The organism is Lentzea sp. NPDC058450, assembly GCF_042721395.1.
Lineage (GTDB): Bacteria > Actinomycetota > Actinomycetes > Mycobacteriales > Pseudonocardiaceae > Lentzea.
Genome location: NZ_JBHXLO010000001.1, coordinates 25,677 through 44,887 on the forward strand (window position 1 = coordinate 25,677; position 19,211 = coordinate 44,887).

At 71.0% G+C, this 19,211-nt stretch carries 17 protein-coding genes; 9 read left to right on the forward strand and 8 right to left on the reverse strand.

All coding sequences use genetic code 11. The features are described 5' to 3' along the window. The first annotated feature begins 26 nt into the window (after positions 1 to 26). The 8 genes from ACFWNN_RS00125 (at position 27) to ACFWNN_RS00160 (ending at position 9,566) form a co-directional block, all read left to right on the forward strand. Positions 27 to 1,535 (forward strand): sugar ABC transporter ATP-binding protein, encoded by a 1,509-nt coding sequence (locus ACFWNN_RS00125; RefSeq protein ID WP_382437591.1) that lies wholly within the window; start codon positions 27 to 29, stop codon positions 1,533 to 1,535. Further along, complete coding sequence (locus tag ACFWNN_RS00130) at positions 1,532 to 2,554, forward strand: ABC transporter permease (protein ID WP_382437592.1); 1,023 nt, start codon at positions 1,532 to 1,534, stop codon at positions 2,552 to 2,554. Before ACFWNN_RS00125 ends, ACFWNN_RS00130 begins: the two co-directional genes overlap by 4 nt. A gap of 44 nt (positions 2,555 to 2,598) precedes the next feature. Then, positions 2,599 to 3,627: a substrate-binding domain-containing protein gene (locus ACFWNN_RS00135; RefSeq protein WP_382437593.1), complete on the forward strand. Its 1,029-nt coding sequence runs from the start codon at positions 2,599 to 2,601 to the stop codon at positions 3,625 to 3,627. Between the two features lie 58 nt (positions 3,628 to 3,685). Beyond that, complete coding sequence (locus ACFWNN_RS00140) at positions 3,686 to 4,825, forward strand: Gfo/Idh/MocA family protein (protein WP_382438383.1); 1,140 nt, start codon at positions 3,686 to 3,688, stop codon at positions 4,823 to 4,825. Positions 4,826 to 4,838: 13 nt separating this feature from the next. Continuing rightward, positions 4,839 to 5,846, forward strand: a complete 1,008-nt coding sequence (locus tag ACFWNN_RS00145) for a sugar phosphate isomerase/epimerase family protein (protein ID WP_382437594.1) — start codon at positions 4,839 to 4,841, stop codon at positions 5,844 to 5,846. A 46-nt stretch (positions 5,847 to 5,892) separates the two neighbouring features. Then, a complete protein-coding gene (locus ACFWNN_RS00150) occupies positions 5,893 to 7,095 on the forward strand; it encodes an ROK family protein (protein ID WP_382437595.1) in 1,203 nt (400 codons plus the stop codon). A gap of 141 nt (positions 7,096 to 7,236) precedes the next feature. Then, complete coding sequence (locus ACFWNN_RS00155; RefSeq protein WP_382437596.1) at positions 7,237 to 7,440, forward strand: hypothetical protein; 204 nt, start codon at positions 7,237 to 7,239, stop codon at positions 7,438 to 7,440. Positions 7,441 to 7,547: 107 nt separating this feature from the next. Continuing rightward, positions 7,548 to 9,566 (forward strand): protein kinase, encoded by a 2,019-nt coding sequence (locus tag ACFWNN_RS00160; protein WP_382437597.1) that lies wholly within the window; start codon positions 7,548 to 7,550, stop codon positions 9,564 to 9,566. On the opposite strand, the gene ACFWNN_RS00165 is transcribed toward ACFWNN_RS00160, so the two are convergent. The 7 genes from ACFWNN_RS00165 to ACFWNN_RS00195 form a co-directional block, all read right to left on the reverse strand. Continuing rightward, positions 9,563 to 10,375 (reverse strand): aminoglycoside phosphotransferase family protein, encoded by an 813-nt coding sequence (locus tag ACFWNN_RS00165; protein WP_382437598.1) that lies wholly within the window; start codon positions 10,373 to 10,375, stop codon positions 9,563 to 9,565. The two genes, ACFWNN_RS00160 and ACFWNN_RS00165, sit on opposite strands and share 4 nt — an antisense overlap. A 10-nt stretch (positions 10,376 to 10,385) precedes the next feature. Further along, positions 10,386 to 11,048 (reverse strand): type 1 glutamine amidotransferase domain-containing protein, encoded by a 663-nt coding sequence (locus ACFWNN_RS00170; protein WP_382437599.1) that lies wholly within the window; start codon positions 11,046 to 11,048, stop codon positions 10,386 to 10,388. A 2-nt stretch (positions 11,049 to 11,050) separates the two neighbouring features. After that, on the reverse strand, positions 11,051 to 12,535 hold the full coding sequence (locus tag ACFWNN_RS00175) for a GMC family oxidoreductase (protein WP_382437600.1): 1,485 nt from the start codon (positions 12,533 to 12,535) through the stop codon (positions 11,051 to 11,053). Next, positions 12,532 to 13,380, reverse strand: a complete 849-nt coding sequence (locus ACFWNN_RS00180; protein ID WP_382437601.1) for a carbohydrate ABC transporter permease — start codon at positions 13,378 to 13,380, stop codon at positions 12,532 to 12,534. The genes ACFWNN_RS00175 and ACFWNN_RS00180 overlap by 4 nt, the downstream gene beginning before the upstream one ends. An 8-nt stretch (positions 13,381 to 13,388) precedes the next feature. After that, positions 13,389 to 14,321: a carbohydrate ABC transporter permease gene (locus ACFWNN_RS00185; protein WP_382438384.1), complete on the reverse strand. Its 933-nt coding sequence runs from the start codon at positions 14,319 to 14,321 to the stop codon at positions 13,389 to 13,391. Between the two features lie 31 nt (positions 14,322 to 14,352). Then, entirely contained in the window at positions 14,353 to 15,609 is a 1,257-nt protein-coding gene (locus tag ACFWNN_RS00190; protein ID WP_382437602.1) for an extracellular solute-binding protein, read from the reverse strand. A gap of 77 nt (positions 15,610 to 15,686) precedes the next feature. Beyond that, on the reverse strand, positions 15,687 to 16,934 hold the full coding sequence (locus ACFWNN_RS00195; protein WP_382437603.1) for a 6-phospho-beta-glucosidase: 1,248 nt from the start codon (positions 16,932 to 16,934) through the stop codon (positions 15,687 to 15,689). A gap of 61 nt (positions 16,935 to 16,995) precedes the next feature. Between ACFWNN_RS00195 and ACFWNN_RS00200 the strand changes: the two genes are divergently transcribed. Continuing rightward, positions 16,996 to 18,027: an N-acetylglucosamine kinase gene (locus ACFWNN_RS00200; RefSeq protein WP_382437604.1), complete on the forward strand. Its 1,032-nt coding sequence runs from the start codon at positions 16,996 to 16,998 to the stop codon at positions 18,025 to 18,027. A 4-nt stretch (positions 18,028 to 18,031) separates the two neighbouring features. On the opposite strand, the gene ACFWNN_RS00205 is transcribed toward ACFWNN_RS00200, so the two are convergent. Then, positions 18,032 to 19,189, reverse strand: a complete 1,158-nt coding sequence (locus ACFWNN_RS00205) for an ROK family transcriptional regulator (protein WP_382437605.1) — start codon at positions 19,187 to 19,189, stop codon at positions 18,032 to 18,034. Positions 19,190 to 19,211: the final 22 nt, after the last annotated feature.

Consider the following 19,211-nt stretch of genomic DNA (forward strand, 5'->3'; position numbering starts at 1 on the left):
AGGGTTGCCGGGGCCCGGAGGACTCAATGACGAGCTCGGCACTGCTCTCGGTTCAGGGACTGGTGAAGCGCTTTCCCGGCGTGCTGGCACTGCAGGGCGTGGACTTCGACGTGCGTGCCGGTGAGGTGCACTGCCTGCTCGGGCAGAACGGCGCGGGCAAGTCGACGTTGATCAAGGTGCTGTCCGGCGCGCACCGGCCGGACGAGGGGGAGATCCGCTGGCGCGGGGAGGTCGTGTCGTTCGGCAACCCGACGGCGGCGATGCGCAGCGGGGTGGCCGCGATCTACCAGGAGCTCGACCTCGTCGCCGGGTTGTCGGTGGCGGACAACGTGTTCCTGGGGCACGAGCTGGCGACGGCCGGGTTCACCCGGCGTGCCGAGGCCAGGCGGCGGACGAGGGAGCTGCTGGTACGACTGGGACACCCGGAGATCTCGCCTGACCGCGACGTCGGCCGGTTGTCCGTGGCGCACCAGCAGATCGTCAGCATGGCGCGGGCGTTGTCGCTGGACGGGCAGCTGCTGATCATGGACGAACCGTCGGCGGTGCTCGACCCCGACGAGGTCCGGGTGCTGTTCGGCATCATCCGGGACCTGACGGCGCACGGGGTCGCCGTCGTCTACATCTCGCACCGGCTCGCCGAGATCAGGGAGATCGGCGATCGGGTGACCGTGCTCAAGGACGGCCGCACCGTCGCGACGGGACTGCCCGCGCGCGAGGTGAAGACGTCGGAGCTGATCGGGTTGATGACCGGCCGGGTGCTGGAGAACGTTTACCCGCAACGGAAACCCGCCGACGCGGCCGCGCCCGAGGTGCTGACGGTGCGCGGGCTGGCCGACGGCAGTCGCTTCGAGGGCGTGGATCTCACGGTGCACGCCGGCGAGGTGGTCGGGCTCGCCGGACTCGTCGGCTCCGGGCGTTCGGAGATCCTGGAAACGATCTACGGCGCCAGGAAGCGGGCGGCGGGCACGGTCGAGGTCGACGGCAGGGCGCTGCGGCGGGGGAGTGTGGGCGCGGCCGTGCGGGCAGGCATGGGACTGTGCCCGGAGGAGCGCAAGAGCCAGGGACTGCTGCTCGACCAGGCCGTGTTCCGCAACATCACCGTCTCGTCGATGTCCGCCTTCGCCCGCTTCGGGTTCCTCGACGACGGCGCCGAACGGGCCCGGTCGCGCGAGCTCACCGAGGCGCTCGACGTCCGGCCCGCCGGCGTCGACCGGGTGGTGCGCGGGCTCTCCGGCGGCAACCAGCAGAAGGTCGTGCTGGCGCGGTGGTTGCTGCGCGAGTGCCGGGTGCTGCTGCTGGACGAACCCACCCGCGGCGTCGACGTCGGCGCGCGCAGCGAGATCTACGAGCTCATCCGCGACCTGGCCGACCGGGGTGTGGCCGTGGTCGTCGTGTCGAGCGACGTCGAGGAGGTCCTGGGGCTCGCCGACCGGGTCCTGGTGGTGCGCGAGGGCCGGGTGGTGCACGACGGCCCGGCCGACGAGATCGACGAGTCCCGGGTCCTCGACCTGGTCATGGAAGGACACGCCGCATGAGCGAGAACACCGCCGTGCCCACGCAGAAGAGCCCGCCCGTCACCAGGACCTCCGGCTTCTCGGCCCTGCTCGGGTCGGCGGCCGGGCGCAACACCGGCCTCGTCGTCGCGTTCGTCCTGCTGTGCCTGGGCGGGGTGATCACCGCGGGCGACCGGTTCGCCGACGTCGACAACGTGCTCACCATCCTGCGGCTCGCGGCCGTGATCGGCGTCGTGAGCATCGGGATGACGTTCGTGATCACCGGCGGCGGCATCGACCTGTCGGTGGGAGCGATCGTCGCGCTGTCGTCGGTGTGGGCGACAACCCTTGCCACCCAGGGGATCGCGAACGACACGCACTGGATCGTGATGGTGTTCACCGCGTTGCTGGTGGGCGGAGCGTGCGGACTCGTCAACGGCGCGCTGATCGCGTACGGGCGGGTCGTGGCGTTCATCGCGACCCTGGCGAGCCTCGCCGCCGCACGAGGCCTCGCCGAGATCATCTCCAACCGCAAGACCCAGATCGTGAACGTGCCGGGCTTCGCCGCGTTCTTCGACGCCTCGATCCTCGGCGTCCCGGTGCTCGTGGTGATCTTCGCGCTGGTCGCCGTCGGCGGCTGGGTGCTGCTCAACCGCACCACGTTCGGCCGCAGGACGTTCGCCGTCGGCGGCAACCCCGAGGCGGCCCGCCTGGCGGGCATCGACGTCAAGCGGCACACCGTGATGCTCTACACGCTGCTCGGCCTGTGCTGCGGGCTCGCCGCCGTCATGCTCGTCGCCCGCACCACGACGGGAAGCGCGACGCACGGCGGTCTCTACGAACTCGACGCCATCGCCGCGGTCGTCATCGGCGGCACGCTGCTCTCCGGCGGTCGCGGCACGATCGCCGGCACCGTCTTCGGCGTCCTGATCTTCACCACGCTGTCGAACGTCTTCACCCTCAACAACCTCTCCATCTCCGCCCAGGCCGTCGCGAAGGGCGCGATCATCGTGGTCGCGGTTCTCCTCCAGCAGCGACTGGCCCGCCGCAGCGGCGCTTGACGCCGCGACACCCGACCGCTGCCACCCGAGGAGACCAGAAACCCATGCAGTTCAAGAGAGTCGCTCTGCTCGCCGCCGCGTCCGCACTGGTACTGGCCGGATGCACGGGCAACACGCCGGAGAGCCAGGGCGGGAACAACCAGGGCGGCGGCGTCAAGGTCGCCAACGACGAACCCGGCAAGAAGGTCGTCGTCGGCTTCTCCGCCCCGGCCGCCGACCACGGCTGGATGGCCGCGATCACCAACGCCGCCAAGGCCGAGGCCGGCAAGTACTCCGATGTGGAGCTCCGCGTCGTCGAGGGCACCAACGACGTCAACCTCCAGATCAGCCAGGTCGAGACGTTCATCAACGACAAGGTCGACGCGATCGTGCTGCTGCCGTTCGACGGCGCCGCGCTCACCCCGGTGGCGTTGAAGGCCATGAAGGCCGGCATCACGGTGATCAACGTCGACCGCGAGTTCGACAGCCCGTTCGCCGCCCGCTCCACCGTGCTGGGCGACAACTACGGCATGGGCGTCTCGGCGGGCACGTACGTCTGCGAGAAGCTCAACGGCAAGGCCGACGCCGTGGTCGCGGAGATCGCGGGCATCGACTCGCTGCCGCTCACCCAGGACCGCAGCAAGGGCTTCGCCGACGCGTTGCAGGGCTGCGGCCTGAAGGTCAGCAACCGCGTCGCCGCCGAGTTCACCGTCGAGAGCGGCGAGCGGGCCGCGGCGAACCTGCTGCAGGCCGCCCGCAAGATCGACGCCATCTGGAACCACGACGACGACCAGGGCGTCGGCGTGGCCGCCGCGATCAAGAACTCCGGCCGCAGCGAGTTCTTCATGGTCGGCGGCGCCGGTTCGGCCAACGTGATGCGCGAGATCAAGGCGGACAACGGCCCGCACAAGGCCACCGTCATCTACCCGTCCACCCAGGGTGCCGACGGCATCCGCCTGGCGCGGCTCGCGGTGCAGGGCAAGAGCCTCGGCGACCTGGTCGAGGTGGAGGTCCCGCGCGAGGTGCAGCTCTACGCCCCCGTCGTGACGAAGGACAACGTCGACCGCTACCTGCCGACCGCCTTCGAGTCCTAGGCACCCGCCTTCGGCACCGGCACAAGGAGAACCGCACGTGACTGAACTTGGCATCGCGATGGTCGGCCACGCGTTCATGGGGGCAGCCCACTCCCAGGCGTGGCGGGTCGCACCGCGCTTCTTCGACCTGCCGGTGCGGCCGGTGATGTCCGTGCTCGTCGGCCGCGACGCCGACCGCGCCCGCGCCGCCGCCGACCGCCTGGGCTGGGCGGAGGCGGCGACCGACTGGAAGTCCGTGCTGGAACGCGACGACGTGCACGTCATCGACATCTGCACACCGGGTGACACGCACGCGGAGATCGCCATCGCGGCGCTGGACGCGGGCAAGCACGTGCTGTGCGAGAAGCCGATGGCCAACACCGTCGACGAGGCCGTCGCGATGGCCGAGGCCGCCGCACGGGCCGCCGAACGCGGCGTGCGGGCCATGGTCGGCTTCACCTACCGCCGCACGCCCGCCCTGGCGCTGGCCCGCGACCTGGTCGCGCAGGGGCGGCTGGGACGGATCCACCACGTCCGCGCCCAGTACCTCCAGGACTGGATCGTGGACCCCGAGGCGCCGTTGTCCTGGCGGCTCGACAAGGAGAAGGCCGGGTCAGGTGCCCTGGGAGACATCGGTGCGCACATCGTGGACGCGACCCAGTTCATCCTCGGCGACACCATCACCGAGGTGGTCGGCACGCTCGCGACGTTCGTGTCGCAGCGGCCCATCGCCTCTGCGCACTCCGGTCTGTCCGGTACCGCCGCAACCGGACAGACCGGGCCCGTCACGGTGGACGACGCCGCGTTGTTCCTGGCGCGGTTCGGCGGCGGAGCACTCGGTTCGTACGAGGCGACGCGCTTCGCCAACGGTCGCAAGAACGCACTGCGGATCGAGGTCAACGGCGCGGAGGGGAGCCTCGCCTTCGACTTCGAGGACATGAACGTGCTGCAGTTCTTCGACGGCAAGGAGGATCCGGCGGTCGCGGGGTACCGCCGGATCCTCGTCACCGAGCCGAGCCATCCGTACGTCGGTGCCTGGTGGCCCGCCGGGCACGGCCTCGGCTACGAGCACGCGTTCACCCACCAGGCCGTCGACTTCGTGCGGGCGGTGGCGGCGGGCACCGATCCCGCGCCGACGTTCGCGGACGGGCTCCAGGTGCAGCGCGTTCTCGCCGCCGTTGAGGCAAGCTCGGCATCCCGCACGTGGCAGCAGGTTTAGGAGGAGACCGGAGATGGCCCGTCCGATCACGTTGTTCACCGGCCAGTGGGCCGACCTGCCGTTCGAGGAGGTCTGTCGGCTCGCGTCGGGCTGGGGGTACGACGGCCTGGAGATCGCCTGCTGGGGCGACCACCTCGACCCGTGGCGCGCGGCCGAGGACGACGACTACGTCGCGGACCGGCTCGCGATCCTCGCCAAGCACGACCTCAAGGTGTGGACGATCTCCAACCACCTCACCGGCCAGGCCGTCTGCGACGACCCGATCGACGAGCGGCACCAGGGGATCCTGTCCGCGCGCAACTGGGGCGACGGCGACCCCGAGGGCGTGCGGCAGCGGGCCGCCGAGGAGATGAAGATGACCGCGCGGGCGGCCGCTCGTCTCGGCGTCTCGACCGTCGTCGGCTTCACCGGGTCGTCGATCTGGAAGACCGTGGCGATGTTCCCGCCCGCGCCGCAGTCGATGATCGACGCCGGCTACCAGGACTTCGCCGACCGCTGGAACCCGATCCTCGACGTGTTCGACGAGGTGGGCGTGCGGTTCGCGCACGAGGTGCACCCGTCGGAGATCGCGTACGACTACTGGACGACCGTGCGCGCGTTGGAGGCCATCGGGCACCGGCCCGCGTTCGGGCTGAACTGGGACCCGTCGCACTTCGTGTGGCAGGACCTCGACCCCGTCGGGTTCCTGTGGGACTTCCGCGACCGGATCTACCACGTCGACTGCAAGGACGCGCGCCGTCAGGTCGGCAACGGGCGCAACGGCCGGATGGGCTCGCACCTGGCGTGGGCGGACCCTCGGCGCGGATGGGACTTCGTCTCGACCGGACGCGGTGACGTGCCGTGGGAGCAGTCGTTCCGGATGCTCAACACCATCGGGTACGACGGTCCGATCAGCGTCGAGTGGGAGGACGCCGGGATGGATCGCCTGCTGGGCGCTCCGGAGGCGCTGGAGTTCATCCGCCGCAACGCTTTCGACCCGCCCTCCGCCGCGTTCGACGCCGCGTTCAGCTCGGGTGGGTGAGACGGCGCTCGTCTCCGCAGTTCCTGGCCGATGTGACAATTGTTCGATGGAGAGCTCCTTGGGTGTCGAGGCGGGATCGCCGGCCGCAGTGCTGCGCATGCTGATGGACGGCAACCCGCGCACCCGAGCGGAGATCGTGGACGCGACCGGTCTCGCCCGGTCGACCGTGCGGGCGAGGCTGGACCTGCTGGTGGCGGCGGGACTGGTCACCGGCAGCGGGACGGGCGAGTCGACCGGCGGGCGCCCGGCCGGCCGGTTCGGCTTCAACCCGCGCGCGCACCTGGTGCTGGCGGCCGAGGTGGGCGCCACGCACGCGACGGTCGCGGTGTCCGACCTGGCCTGCCAGCTGCTGGCCGTGGCGCAGGTGGACCTCGACGTGGCGGACGGGCCCGCGGTGATCCTGCCGTTGCTGGTGGCGTCCTGGCGGTCGTTGCTCGAGACCGTGGACCCCGCCGAGATCGCCGGGGTCGGGATCGGGTTGCCCGGGCCGGTCGAGCACTCCACCGGGCGGCCGAACAACCCACCGATCATGCCGGGGTGGGACGGGTTCGACGTGCCCGCGGCGATCGCGGCGGAGTTCGACGTGCCGGTGCTCGTCGACAACGAGGTCAACCTGATGGCGCTGGGCGAGCACACGGCCTCGCACCCGGACGTGCGGCACATGATCGTGGTGAAGGCCGCCACGGGCATCGGTGCCGGTCTGATCAGCAACGGCGTGCTGCACCGCGGGGCGGCCGGAGCGGCCGGGGACCTCGGGCACATCCGCGTGCCGCAGGGCGGCGAGGCGCTGTGCCGGTGCGGCAACACCGGGTGCCTGGAGGCGGTGGCGGCCGGTCCGGCGCTGGCGGAGCGGCTGCAGTCGCTGGGGCACCCGGCGTCGTCCACAGCGGACGTGGTGAACCTCGTGCGCGGCGGCAACCTGGAGGCCGGCCGGGTCGTGCGGCAGGCAGGGCGCGACATCGGTGAGGTGCTCGCCGGGTGCGTGAGCATGTTCAACCCGTCCCTGGTGGTGATCGGCGGGCTGCTGGCCGACGCGGGCGAGATGCTGCTGGCGGGCGTGCGCGAGTCGATCTACCGGCGGTCGCTGCCGCTGGCCACGGAGAACCTGCGGATCGTCGCGTCGGGCGCCGGGGTGACGGCGGGCGCACTCGGTGCGGCGGCGATGGTCGTGCGGCACGTGCTGTCGCCCGAGGTGCTGGACGCCCGGCTGGAGTCGGTCGCGGCAGGGGAGGTGCTGGTCTCCCGCTGACTATTGGCGGTGCTCAGGCCGAAGAGGGCCACGATTTGGCAACGACGTCCGGACTTTTGATTGACTGCCGCCAATAGTCCGACATACCGTCGTCATATGGCTGTGACCCGTGTAACACCGGGGGCCCGCACGGAGCCCACGGTGGCGACCCAGCGCCTGCTGGGACTCATGCGCACCGGCGCGACCGACCGCGCGATCGCCCGCGAGCTGGACGTCAGCCTGCGGACCCTGAACCGGCGCATCTCGCGCCTGCAGTCGTTGCTGGGGGCGCAGTCCCGCTTCCAGCTGGGCGCGCTGGCCACCGAACGGGAATGGCTCGCCGCAGTTCCGTCATCGGGCGAATGAACCCGCTCGCCTTTTTGTAGCCTGTTCACGCGGGCGTCCGGGGGAACCCGCGCCGGTCGGCGCGCGTCGACTCGGTGGGACACAGGGCGCTCGGGAACACGGGGACGATGACGGAAGAGACGTTCGGGCCGTACCGGATCGAGGAACTCCTCGGTCGCGGCGGGATGGGCGAGGTGCACCGCGCCTACGACACGGCACACGACAGGTTCGTGGCGCTGAAACGCCTGTCGCCCGGCTACCACGACGACGAGGACTACCGGGCCCGCTTCCGCCGCGAGGCGCAGATCGTCGCCCGACTGCGCGAACCGCACGTCATCCCGATCCACGCGTACGGCGAGATCGACGACCGCCTCTACCTCGACATGCGCCTGGTCGAGGGCGCCGACCTCTCCGACCTGATCCGCTCGACGCCCCTGGAGCCCGCCCGGGCCGTCCGCATCGTCGAACAGGTGGCGAGCGCCCTCGACGCCGCCCACGCCGACGGCCTGATCCACCGCGACGTGAAGCCGTCCAACATCCTCGTGACGTCCGGCGACTTCGTGTACCTGGTCGACTTCGGCATCGCCCGCAGCGCCTCCCCGGCCGCCACCTCGCTCACGGCTTCCGGCTCCGTCGTGGGCACTTTGGACTACATGGCGCCAGAACGCTTCGAAAGCGGCCCGGTCGACGGCCGCGCCGACGTGTACGCGCTGGCCTGCGTGTTGTTCGCCTGCCTGTCGGGACGCCGCCCGTTCACGGCGGACGGCACGGCGGCCCAGATCTGGGCACACCTGAACGAGGCACCGCCGAAGGCCTCGGTCCTGAACCCCGCCGTGCCGGTGGGGGTGGACGAGGTCATCGCGCGGGGGATGGCGAAGAAGCCGGCCGATCGGTACGCGACGGCGGGGGAGTTCGCTCGGGCGGCGGCGCTCGCGGTGGCAGGCCCGGTCACGCCCGCCGGTGGGCAGCCGATCCCCGGGACACCGGCGGGAGGCCTGCCGGGCCTTGCGGCACCAGCGACGCCTGCGGGTGGTCAGCCCGGTCTCGTCACGCCTGTGGGAGGGTCGCCGGGGTCCGCCATACCCGGTGGTCAGCCTGGGCTTGCGACTCCTGCGGGAGGTCAGCCGGCACTGGGGACGCCTGCGGGTGGTCAGCCGGGGCGTGCGATGCCTGGGCAGCCTGGCTTCGCTGGTCCGGGGGCGGTGGCCGGTGGGATCGCCACGCCGGGAACCCCGCCCGCCGGACAACCACGACCCGCGACCCCGCCCGGCGGCTACCCCGTGTCCTCGCCGGGCGGGCCGTCCACGGCCAGCCCTCCCGGCGGCGTTCCCCAGCCGATGACAGGGCCGGCGGTCGGCGGGCCCCAAGCCGCGTCCGGTCCGTTCCCCCGCCCCGCGGCCCCTCGCCCCACCACACCCGGCGGTCCTCAGCAGTGGACCTCGCCCCCGTTCCAGCCCAGGCCCCAGGCGGACCGCTCCACCAGGAAGCACCTCGCCCTCGCCGGCAGCGCGCTGGCCGTGGTGGCCGCGATCGTCGCCACGATCCTGATCGTGTCCAACAAGGACAAGACCCTCGGCAGCGGCACGTCCACCAGCAGCACGCCGACCAGCACGTCCAGCACCACCACGACGACCACGACCACGACGACCACCACCAAGCCCCCGTCGCCGCAGGACGACGCGCTCCAGGCCGCGCTGCCCGCCGTCTTCAAGACCTCCAACTCGTGCCTCACCATCACCCCGGACAAGGGACCCGTGGCGGCCACCCGGTGCGGCAGTGCGAACGCCCCTGCGGACTCCCGCTTCCCGCCGCCGACCGAGGCCGAGTTCCGGCTGTTCGCCGACCGGGCCGCGCAGGACGCCTACTTCCTCGCCCTCGTGACCAGCAAGGGCATTCCGCGCAACGACGAGCGCGGCGGTTGCCGTCCCGACGTCGACCCCATCCACTACGCGCTCTACTGGCGCAACACCTCAGGGCCGCTGCCGGGCGAGTTCACCACGTGCTTCCTCAACGACGGCAAGGCCGAGGTGTGGTGGGTCGACAGCAAGAAGCTCACCATCGGCACGTTGAAGCGACCGGGCGACCTCACCGTGCTCGGCAAGCTCGACCTGTGGTGGAACACCAACATCCTGTCGGCGGAGAACTAGGCCAGGTCCGCCTCCAGCCACGGCACGATCGCCGCCACGAAGCCGTCCGGGCTGGTCATCGGCCGCCCGTTCATCGTGGCGACGAGGTGCTCGATGCCGAACAACGCGTCCCACGTCCGGGCACGGGCGTAGACAGAGGACGGCACTGCGTGACGCACGGTGTCCCAGCCGTGCCACGCCATGCAGGCCGCGTCGACGGCGGGGTCGCCGGGCATCGCCATGTCCCAGTCGAGCACGCCCAGCAGCGTGCCGTCGGGTGACCAGTGCACGTTGGACCCACCGAGATCGCCGTGCACCAATGCGTCGGGAACGGGGTCCAGCGCCAGCACGGCGTCCAGCCGCCGCTGGCCCTCGGCACGCAACCGCGCAGGCAACAGGGGCAGGATCGACGACACGACGTCCGGCCACGACGGGCCCTGCGCCCGGTCGTCCACGACGGCCAGCAACTCAGGGGTGAGCGGCACGGAACGCACCGCTTCCAGCACCGACGCCACCTGAGCGGGATCACCGGCACCGGCGGGCAGCCCAGAACCGTCCACCCACGACACGGCGACGGCGGCGCGCGAGCCGAACATCGTCACGGGCGTCAGGGGTTCGGGCACCTGGAACGGCAGGCCCGCGGAAGCCAAGTGCCGCAACACCTCCACGCGTCGCGGCATCGAGGACGCACCCAGCGGGCGCTTGCTGACCCGCACCGCCGCCACGCCCGGGATCAGCAGCACGTCGTGGACGTTGCCTTCCGCGGCGGGGAAAGCGGCGTCCAGGCGCACACCCGGTAGCAACGAAGAGGCGATGGTCAACAAGTCCACGAACCGCAACCTACCGCGACAGCAGGCGCACCATCTCGCGGGCGACACCGGGCGCCGACGACGGGTTCTGGCCCGTCACCACCCGGCCGTCGACCACCACGTGCGGCGCGTAGACGTCACCGGCCGAGTGCAGCGCGCCACGCGACCGCAGTTCCTCCTCCAGCGAGTACGGGATCGCCTCCCAGGTCTGGCTCTCCCTCTCCTCGGCGTCGGTGAACGACGTGACGCGCAGCCCCGACACCAGCGGAGCACCGACGGCGTCCGTCAGGTCCAGCAACGCCACCGGCCCGTGGCAGACGGCACCGATCACCCCGCCCGCCCGGTAGACCGCCGAACCGAGGCGGGCGATATCGGCGTTGCCGTGGAAGTCCCACATCGTGCCGTGCCCGCCGACGTACAGCACGGCGGCGTACGCGGAAGGATCCACAGTGGACAGCACGAGCGTCGAGTCCAGCCCGGCGTCGGCGACGAACGCGCTCTGCACCGGGTCGGACAGGTCGGCGCCGTCGACGGGCGGACGGCCCCCGGCGATCGACGCCAGCCGCACGCGGTACCCGGCGTCGGTCAGCACCTTCCACGGGTCGGCGGCCTCCGAGAGCCAGAAGCCGGTCGGACGTCCCGAGTCACCCAGCGAACCGTGGCTGGTGAGCACGAACAGGACGGTGTCGGGCATCGTCACTCCTCCACTGGCGCGAGCGGGGTGTTGCCGAGGATCAGGTCCGCGGCGCGCTCGGCGATCGCGTACGTCGGTGCGTTGGTGTTGCCGCTGGTCACGGCCGGCATCACGGACGCGTCGACGACCCGCAGGCCCTCGACGCCGCGCACCCGCAGGTCGGGCGCCACCGCGGAACTCTCCGCGCCGCCCATGGCACAGCTGCTGGTCGGGTGGTGCATGGTCACGAGGTTCTCGCGCACCCAGTCGGGCACGCGGTCGTCCGGCACGCCCGGCGCGAGCTCGCCGGAGACCAGGCCGGCGAACGGCGCGCGCGCCGCGATCTCCCGCGCCTGCCGGACCCCGGCCACCAGCACGTCCAGATCGGCCTCGTCGCTCAGGTAGCCGGGGTCGATCGACGGGCCGTCGTGCGCGTTGCCCGAGGCCAGCCGGATGCTGCCCCGGCTGCGCACCGCCACCGTCGTCACCAGCACGGCCGCCTCCCGCGCACCCACCCCGGGCGGGCACACGTGGTACTGGAGATCGGGCGCGGCGAGACCGGGCTTCGTGCGCACGAACGCCCCCGCCTCACCACCGTTGGACGCCAGCGGCCCCCGCCCGAACAGCTTCCACCGCCAGTACCCGCCCAGCCGCGGCCCGGACTTCGCCTGCCACAGGGCCGTCACGCGCGGGTGGTCCTGCAGACCCTGACCGACCGACGGCGCGTCGACCTCCACCGGAATCCCGTGCAACCGCAGGTGATCCGCCGGGCCGATGCCCGACAACAGCAACAGGTGCGGCGACCGGATCGCGCCGGCCGACAACACCACCTCACGGCCGGCGCGCACCTCCTGGTCGTCGCCGCCCAGCTGGTACTGCACGCCCACCGCGCGCCCCCGCGACACCAGCACCTTCGTCACCAGCACCCCGGTGAGCACGTGCAGGTTCGGCCGAGGAGACAGGTACGCGTCCGCCGCGGACCACCGCCGCCCACGCCGAGTCGTCAACGAGTAGAACCCGGCGGCCTCCGCCTCGCCGGACAACGTCGGCACGACGTCCAGACCCGCCGAGTCCACCCAGGCCCGGGGGAGGGGACTGCGCCGGCGCGGCGCCTCCACCCGCAACCGCTCCTCGACGCGCCGGAAGTACGGCACGAGGTCGGCGTGCCCCCACCCCGTCGCCCCGTAGGCGTCACGCCACGTGTCGAAGTCCGACGAGTGCCCCCGCACGTAGATCATCGCGTTGATCGACGACGTGCCGCCCAGCACGTGCCCCTGCGGCCAGTCGACCCGGCGCCCGGCGGCGTGCGGCTGCGACACCGTCCGGTAGGACCAGTCGTACCCGCTCCCGAGCAACGAAGGCATCAAGGCCGGCACCTGGATGGCACGGGCACCACCGACGGGCCCGGCCTCCAGCAACAACACACGCACCGAAGGGTCGTCGCTGAGCCGCGAGGCGAGCACGCACCCGGCCGTGCCGCCCCCGACCACCACGTAGTCGTAGCTCATTGCTTGACCGCGCCTTCCATGATCCCGCCGACGATCTGCTTGCCCAGCACCAGGAACACCGCGAGGATCGGCAGCGTCGCGAGCGCCGTGCCGGTGAGGATCAGCGAGTAGTCCTGGAAGTACCCGGCGGCCAGGGTGGACAGTGCCACCTGCACCGTCGGGTTGTCCGGGTCGAGCACCACGAGCGGCCACAGGAAGTCGTTCCACGCCTGCATGAACGTCAGCATCCCGAGCACCGCGGCACCAGGTCGGATCGCGGGCACCACCACGTTCCAGTAGATCCGCAACGAGTGGCAGCCGTCCAGGCGCGCCGACTCGATCAGCTCGTCCGGCACGGCCTCGCTGATGTACTGCCGCATCCAGAACACCCCGAAAGCCGTGACCGCGTTCGGCACGATCACCGCCGAGATGCCGCCGGCCCAGCCGAGCTCGCCCATCATGATGTAGAGCGGGATGATCCCGAGCTGCGTCGGCACCATCATCGTCGCGATCACGAGCAGCAGCAGGACGTTGCGGCCCCGGAACCGCAGCTTGGCGAACGCGAACCCCGCCAGCGAGCAGAACACCAGCACCGACACCGTGATCGCGCCGGACACGACGAACGAGTTCCACAGCGCCAGCTGGAAGTTCGTCTGGTCGAAGACCCGGCCGATGTTCTCGAACAGGTGGCCGCCGGGCACGAGCGGCGGCGGCACGCTGCCGACGACGTCGTTGGTGTGCGAGGCAACCACCACGGTCCAGTACAACGGGAACGCGGAGCCGAGGATGACCGCGCCGAGCATCGCGTAGGTCAGCGGACCCGCGCGGTGCAACTGGCCGAGACGGCCCTTAGTGATCGTGGCCATGGGTCCCCTCAGCGGTCCGAGCGGATGCGGCGGGTGAGCAGGTAGTTGACCGCGACGGCGAGCACGATCACCAGGAACATCACCCAGGCGATGGTGGCCGCGTAACCGAAGTCGAACTCGCGGAAACCCTTCTCGTACAGGTAGACGGTGAGCGTCTGGAACTGCCGGTCGGACCCGCCGGTGACGCTGCCGGGCGTCGCGTCGAACTGCAACGGCTCCGCGAACAGCTGCATCCCGTAGATCGTCGAGACGATCACCGTGAACACGATCACCGGCCGCAGCGCAGGAATCGTGATGTGCCGGAACTGCTTCCACGTCCCGGCGCCGTCGCACGCCGCCGCCTCGTAACGATCACGCGGCACGGCTTGCAGGGCGGCGAGGTAGATCAACGCGTTGTAGCCCGTCCACCGCCAGATCACCATGATCGAGATCGCGATGTGCGACGTCGCGGTGTCCGCCTGCCAGTCGATCGGCGAGATCCCGAAGAGCCCCAGGCTCCAGTTGATCAGGCCGAAGTCGCGGCCGAACAGCTGCGCGAAGATGATCGCCACCGCCACCAGCGAGGTCACGTTCGGCAGCAGGACTCCCATGCGGAACAACGTCTTTGCCCGCAACCGCGAGTTCAGCACGTGCGCCAGACCGAGAGCCAGCGCGAGCTGCGGCACGGTCGAGAGCACCAGTAACGAGAGCGTGTTGACCAGCGCGTTCCAGAAGTACGGGTCGGACAGGAGCTTGGTGTAGTTCTCCAGCCCGATGAACGAGTGGTCGTCGCTGATCAGGTTCCAGTCGCTGAGCGACACCCAGAGCGTGTAGCCCAGCGGGAACAGCCCGAACCCCAGGAACAGCAGGAAGAACGGCGTCACGTACAGGTACGGCGACACCCGGTCGTCGAAGCCGCGGCGCCGCCTCGAGCGGTGACCGGGGGAGGGCTCCCCGGTCACCGCCGACGGCGACTCGATCAGTGCGGTCACCTCAGCCCGCCGCCGCTACGGCGTCGCGGAGCGATTTCTGCCAGGAGTCGGACGCGGACTCCTTGCCCTGCTCCACCCGGCTGATGCCGTTCTGCACCGCGAGCCGCACCGCCGCCGTCTTCGGACCCTGGTACTGCGGCTTCAGCGCCTTCGCCGCCTCACCGAACATCTTCCCGACGGGGGCGTCGTTGAAGAACGGGTTGGTGAACCCGCTCATCGCCGGATCGTCGTAGAGAGCGGGCCGCGAGGGCAGGTTGCCGATCTTCTTGAAGATGGACAGCTGCTGCTCGGGCGCGGTCAGCCACTTCGCCAGCTCGTAGGCTTCCTTGGGGTTCTTCGACTGCTTGGGCACGGTCAGCCACGACCCGCCCCAGTTGCCGCCACCGCCGTTGGGCACGGCCGCGACGTCCCACTGCCCCTTGGTGTCCGGCGCCTGGCTCTGGATGAACGCCATCACCCACGCGGGACAGGTGACCAGGGCGAAGCTGCCCTGCTTGAACCCGGTGCTCCACTGAGGACTGAACGCGGCGATCTTGGCCGACAGCCCCGCCTCGACGGCCTGCGTGGTGAGGTCGTAGGCCTGCTTCACGGCCGGGTTCGTCTCGGCGATCATCTTGTTGTCCGGCGAGTAGAACGCCTCGTTCGCCTGCCCGAGCACCGCGTTGAACAGCAGTGCGCCGGAGTCGAAGAAGCTCGCGCCGGTGTTCGCGGCCTGGAACCGCTTGCCGACGTCGAGGAACGCGTTCCAGGTCGGCCAGAGCTTCGCCACCTCCTCGCGGCCGGACGGCAGGCCCGCCTTCTCGAAGAGGTCGCGCCGGTAGCAGATCGCGAGGCTGCCGACGTCGGTGCCGAGTCCTATCTGGACGTTCCCTGCCTTGGACTGCTCCCACTTCCACGGGAGGTAGTCCTTCTCCATGTTCCCGGCGCCGAACTCGGTGAGGTCGTTGAAGTTCTGCGGTTGCGCGGTGAACTGGCCGAGGAACTCGCCCTCGACGGCGACCACGTCCGGCGCGCCGGTCCTGGCCGCGAGTCTCGTCGCGAGCTGGGTGTGGTGCGCCTGGTACTCGCTCACCTGCTCGACGATCTCGATGTTCGGGTGGTCCTTCATGTACTGCTGGTAGAGATCCTTGTAACCGAAGTCGTTGAACGTGCCGATGGTCAGCTTGATCTTGCCGTCGCCGGCGCCACCACTGCTCCCACACGCCACCGTCGTGGCGGCGATCAGCACGCTCGTCAGCAAGAGTCGGATTCTGCCCATCGGATGCCTCCTCGAACCCCGGGCCCCCGTCGCTGGGCCGAACGCTACCTGTCGAGACAGGAGATAGGAAGGGGTACTTACAGTTTCGTCGTGATCGGCAATGCGTCGAGGATGCCGCGGGCCGGGTCGTACTCGCGGACCAGCGGGTTCGCCATCAACGCGAGCAGCGCGGTGCGCCGGTCACGGGTCCTGGCCGCCTGCACGGTGAGGCGTTCGTACTGCTTCATCTGCTGGACCAAGCCGAGCATCTCGGCCGGCAAGGCGCGCTGCGGCAACGGGTGCGCGCCGTCGCGGTCGATCCGGGCCTGGACCTCGATCACCGCGTCGTCGTCGAGTCCCGGCAGGGCACCGTTGTTGCGCACGTTCACCGCCTGCACGTCACCGCGGCCGTCGTGCAGGGAGGCGATCAACGCCACGGCCGCGTCGCTGTAGTACCGCCCGCCCCGGTTGAGCAGCTGCGGTGGTTTCGTGTCGAGGGTCGGGTCCCGGTAGAGCTCCAGCAACTCGGACTCGATCTTCTGCACCTCGCGGGCGCGCAGGTGCCCGGCCTGCTGGCGGGCCAGCATGTGCTCGGTCAGGTAGTAGTAGCGCAGGTAGCGCGACGGGATGGCGCCCAGCTCGCGCAGCAGCTCCAGCGGGAACTCCAGGTACTCGGCCAGTTTCTCGCCGTGCTCGCCGAGCAGTTCGGGCATGCGGTCGACGCCGTCCACAACGGCCGATCGCTCCCACGTCAGGTGGTTGAGCCCGACGTGCTCCATCTCCAGCCGGTCGGCGTCGACGCCGAGCAGGTCGGCGGCGCGGTGCCGCAGGTGGATCGCGACGTTGCAGAGGCCGATCGCGCGGTGGCCCCCGTCCAGCAACGCCTGCGTGACGATGCCGGTCGGGTTGGTGAAGTCGATGATCCAGGCGCCCGGCGCGGCGTGCCAGCCGACCTGTTCGGCCAGGTCCAGCACGACGGGCACGGTCCGCATCGCCTTGCCGAAACCGCCGGCACCGGTCGTCTCCTGGCCGATCCGGCCGTGCGCGAGCGGCAGCGTCTCGTCGCGCAGCCGGGCCTCCTGGCCGCCGACGCGCAGCTGCACGAGCACGAAGTGGGCGCCCTCCAGGGCTTTGACCAGGTCCGTTGTGGACGTCAGGGTGCCGGTCCAGCCGTGCCGGCGCAGGATCCTGCCGCACACCGCCGCCACCGGTTCCAGCCGGGTGCTGTCGATGTCGTGCAGCACCAGTTCGTCCACGTTCAGCCGGTCGGCGAGTCTGCCGAACCCGTCGGCGAGCTCGGGGGTGTAGGTGCTGCCCCCGCCGATCACCGCGACTTTGACTGTCATCCGAATCCACCCAACTCCGAGGGTCGCTTTAATTCGTTAGGAGGGCTTACAGTATCGAACTGTGGACGATGTAGCACTACTCGCCGTGGACGGCGGCAACTCGAAGACCGACCTGGCGCTCGTCGCCGGGGACGGCACACTGCTCGCCGCCGTGCGCACTCCAGGGTGCTCACATCAGCGGCTCGGCCTCGCCGGCGCGATGAGCTCGTTGCGCTCCGGCGTGGCGAAACTGCGCACCGCCGCCGGGCGGTCCGGCGCCTACGGTCCCGCTGAGCTGGGCGTCTTCTGCATGGCGGGCATCGACCTGCCGGTGGACGACGACCGGGTCGGCGCGGCCCTGCGCGGCGAGGGCTTCGCGCACGGCCTGGAAGTGCACAACGACATGTTCGCCATGCTCTGGGCGGGCAGCCCGGCGGGCTGGGGCGTCGCGGTCGGCGCCGGCACTGGCCTGAACTGCGTCGGCCTGGCACCGGACGGCCGCGAGGTCCGGTTCCCGTCGCTCGGCCGCATCTCCGGGGACTGGGTCGCGGGCGGGCGGTGGCTCGGGGTGCGCGCCCTGGGGCAGGCGATCCGGGCGGGCGACGGCCGGGGCGAACCGACCGAGCTGCAACGCGCCGTGCCCGAGTACTTCGGGCTCAGCGACCCGATGGCGGTGGCCGAGGCCGTCTACACGGGACGGATCGAGGAACGCTCACTGCTCGCGCTGGCACCGACGGTGTTCAAGGCCGCCGCCGGAGGTGATCCGGTGGCGCGGGAGCTGATCGACTCGGTGGTCGAGGAGATCGTGAACCTGGTCGGCGTCACGGTGCGGCGGCTCGACCTCGCGGAGTCGGCCGTGCCGGTGGTGCTGGGAGGCGGGTTGCTGCACTCCGGCGACGGGATGTTGCTCGACGGGGTGCGCGCGGGGGTGCTGGAGGCCGCGCCGAAGGCGGAGTTCCGGGTGCTGGACGCACCGCCGGTGCTGGGGGCGGCGTTGTTCGGGCTGGCGAAGCTCGGGGCGGGACCGGAGGCGGCGGCCCGGCTGACCGAACAGTTGACGTACGACAGCCTGGGGGCCGTCGGGCCCGCCGAACTGGTGGAGCCGCCGGCGTGAGCCGTCAGTCGTTCTCGCTGGTCGCCGACTCCGCGAGCAGGGTGTCCCACGCCGCCGAGGTCGCCGTGCCCACCGCGCCGTGCAGCACCGCGTCCGTGCCCAGCGCCGACGTCACGACCTGCACCGACAACGGCGTCAGCGACCGCAGCGCCATCTCGATGGGGTGCAGCAGCAGGTCGCCGTTGTGGCCGACGCCGCCGCCCAGGATGATCATCTCCGGGTCGACCACGCCCGCCACCGTCGACACCGCCCGCGCGACCAGCCCGGCGACCACGTCCACGACCTCGCGGGCGAGCGGATCACCCTTGCGCGCCAGGGAGAACACCGTGCGCAACGTCGGCGGGTTCGTCATCTCGCGTGCGGCGGCCAGGCGGTCGGTCGCCTCCTGCACGGCCGGGCTCGCGAACCAGCGCGGCCACCTGGTCGCCGCGAACTCGGGGTCCGCGGTGATCGGCAGGAAGCCGATCTCACCGGCGAGGCCGTGCGCACCCCGGTGCAGACGGCCGTTGATCACCAGGCCGAGCCCCACTCCGGTGCCGATCCAGAGGTACGCGAAGTCGCCGGTCTGCCGGCCGTGGCCCTGGGTGAGCTCGCCGAGCGCGGCGAGGTTGACGTCGTTCTCGATCTTCACCGGCGCCTCGAACCGCGCCCGGATCGACTCGATCATGCCCTGGCGTTCCCAGCCGGGCAGGTTCGCGGGCAGCATCACCACGCCGCGCACCGGGTCCGCGACGCCGGGCGAGCCGACGACGACCTGGGCGACCTGCGGCCAGTCGATGCCCTTCTCGCGCATGACCGTGCGGGCGACGTCGCCGATCTGGTCCAGCAGCGTCTGGTTGCTGCGCAGCCGGGCGCGTTCGTCGTGGCGGGCGATGATCCGGCCCGAGAGATCGGCGACGGCGGCGCGCACCCAGCGGCGGCCGAGGTCGATGCCGATGACGTGCGCCGCCGAGTCGTTCACCTCGTACAGCACGGCTTTCGGGCCCTGCGTGCCGTGCGTCGACCCGGCCTCGCGGATCAGCCCCGCCGCCAGCAGTCCCGTGACGACCTCGGACGTCGTGGGTTTCGACAGTCCCACCGCACGCGCCACCTGGGACCGCGACAGGGCGCCGTGGTGCGCGATCGCCTCGACGACCGAACGCCGGTTGATGGCTCGCACCATCGACGGCTCGGCTTTCGCGAAG

Bases quoted from the DNA above. Each gene is read 5' to 3' on its own strand.
- ACFWNN_RS00195 (WP_382437603.1), bottom strand. From the start codon at position 16,934: ATGACAGTCAAAGTCGCGGTGATCGGCGGGGGCAGCACCTACACCCCC.
- ACFWNN_RS00175 (WP_382437600.1), bottom strand. From the start codon at position 12,535: ATGAGCTACGACTACGTGGTGGTCGGGGGCGGCACGGCCGGGTGCGTG.
- ACFWNN_RS00170 (WP_382437599.1), bottom strand. From the start codon at position 11,048: ATGCCCGACACCGTCCTGTTCGTGCTCACCAGCCACGGTTCGCTGGGT.
- ACFWNN_RS00190 (WP_382437602.1), bottom strand. From the start codon at position 15,609: ATGGGCAGAATCCGACTCTTGCTGACGAGCGTGCTGATCGCCGCCACG.
- ACFWNN_RS00145 (WP_382437594.1), top strand. From the start codon at position 4,839: ATGGCCCGTCCGATCACGTTGTTCACCGGCCAGTGGGCCGACCTGCCG.
- ACFWNN_RS00140 (WP_382438383.1), top strand. From the start codon at position 3,686: ATGGTCGGCCACGCGTTCATGGGGGCAGCCCACTCCCAGGCGTGGCGG.
- ACFWNN_RS00130 (WP_382437592.1), top strand. From the start codon at position 1,532: ATGAGCGAGAACACCGCCGTGCCCACGCAGAAGAGCCCGCCCGTCACC.
- ACFWNN_RS00205 (WP_382437605.1), bottom strand. From the start codon at position 19,189: ATGGTGCGAGCCATCAACCGGCGTTCGGTCGTCGAGGCGATCGCGCAC.
- ACFWNN_RS00135 (WP_382437593.1), top strand. From the start codon at position 2,599: ATGCAGTTCAAGAGAGTCGCTCTGCTCGCCGCCGCGTCCGCACTGGTA.
- ACFWNN_RS00180 (WP_382437601.1), bottom strand. From the start codon at position 13,380: ATGGCCACGATCACTAAGGGCCGTCTCGGCCAGTTGCACCGCGCGGGT.
- ACFWNN_RS00160 (WP_382437597.1), top strand. From the start codon at position 7,548: ATGACGGAAGAGACGTTCGGGCCGTACCGGATCGAGGAACTCCTCGGT.
- ACFWNN_RS00125 (WP_382437591.1), top strand. From the start codon at position 27: ATGACGAGCTCGGCACTGCTCTCGGTTCAGGGACTGGTGAAGCGCTTT.
- ACFWNN_RS00150 (WP_382437595.1), top strand. From the start codon at position 5,893: ATGGAGAGCTCCTTGGGTGTCGAGGCGGGATCGCCGGCCGCAGTGCTG.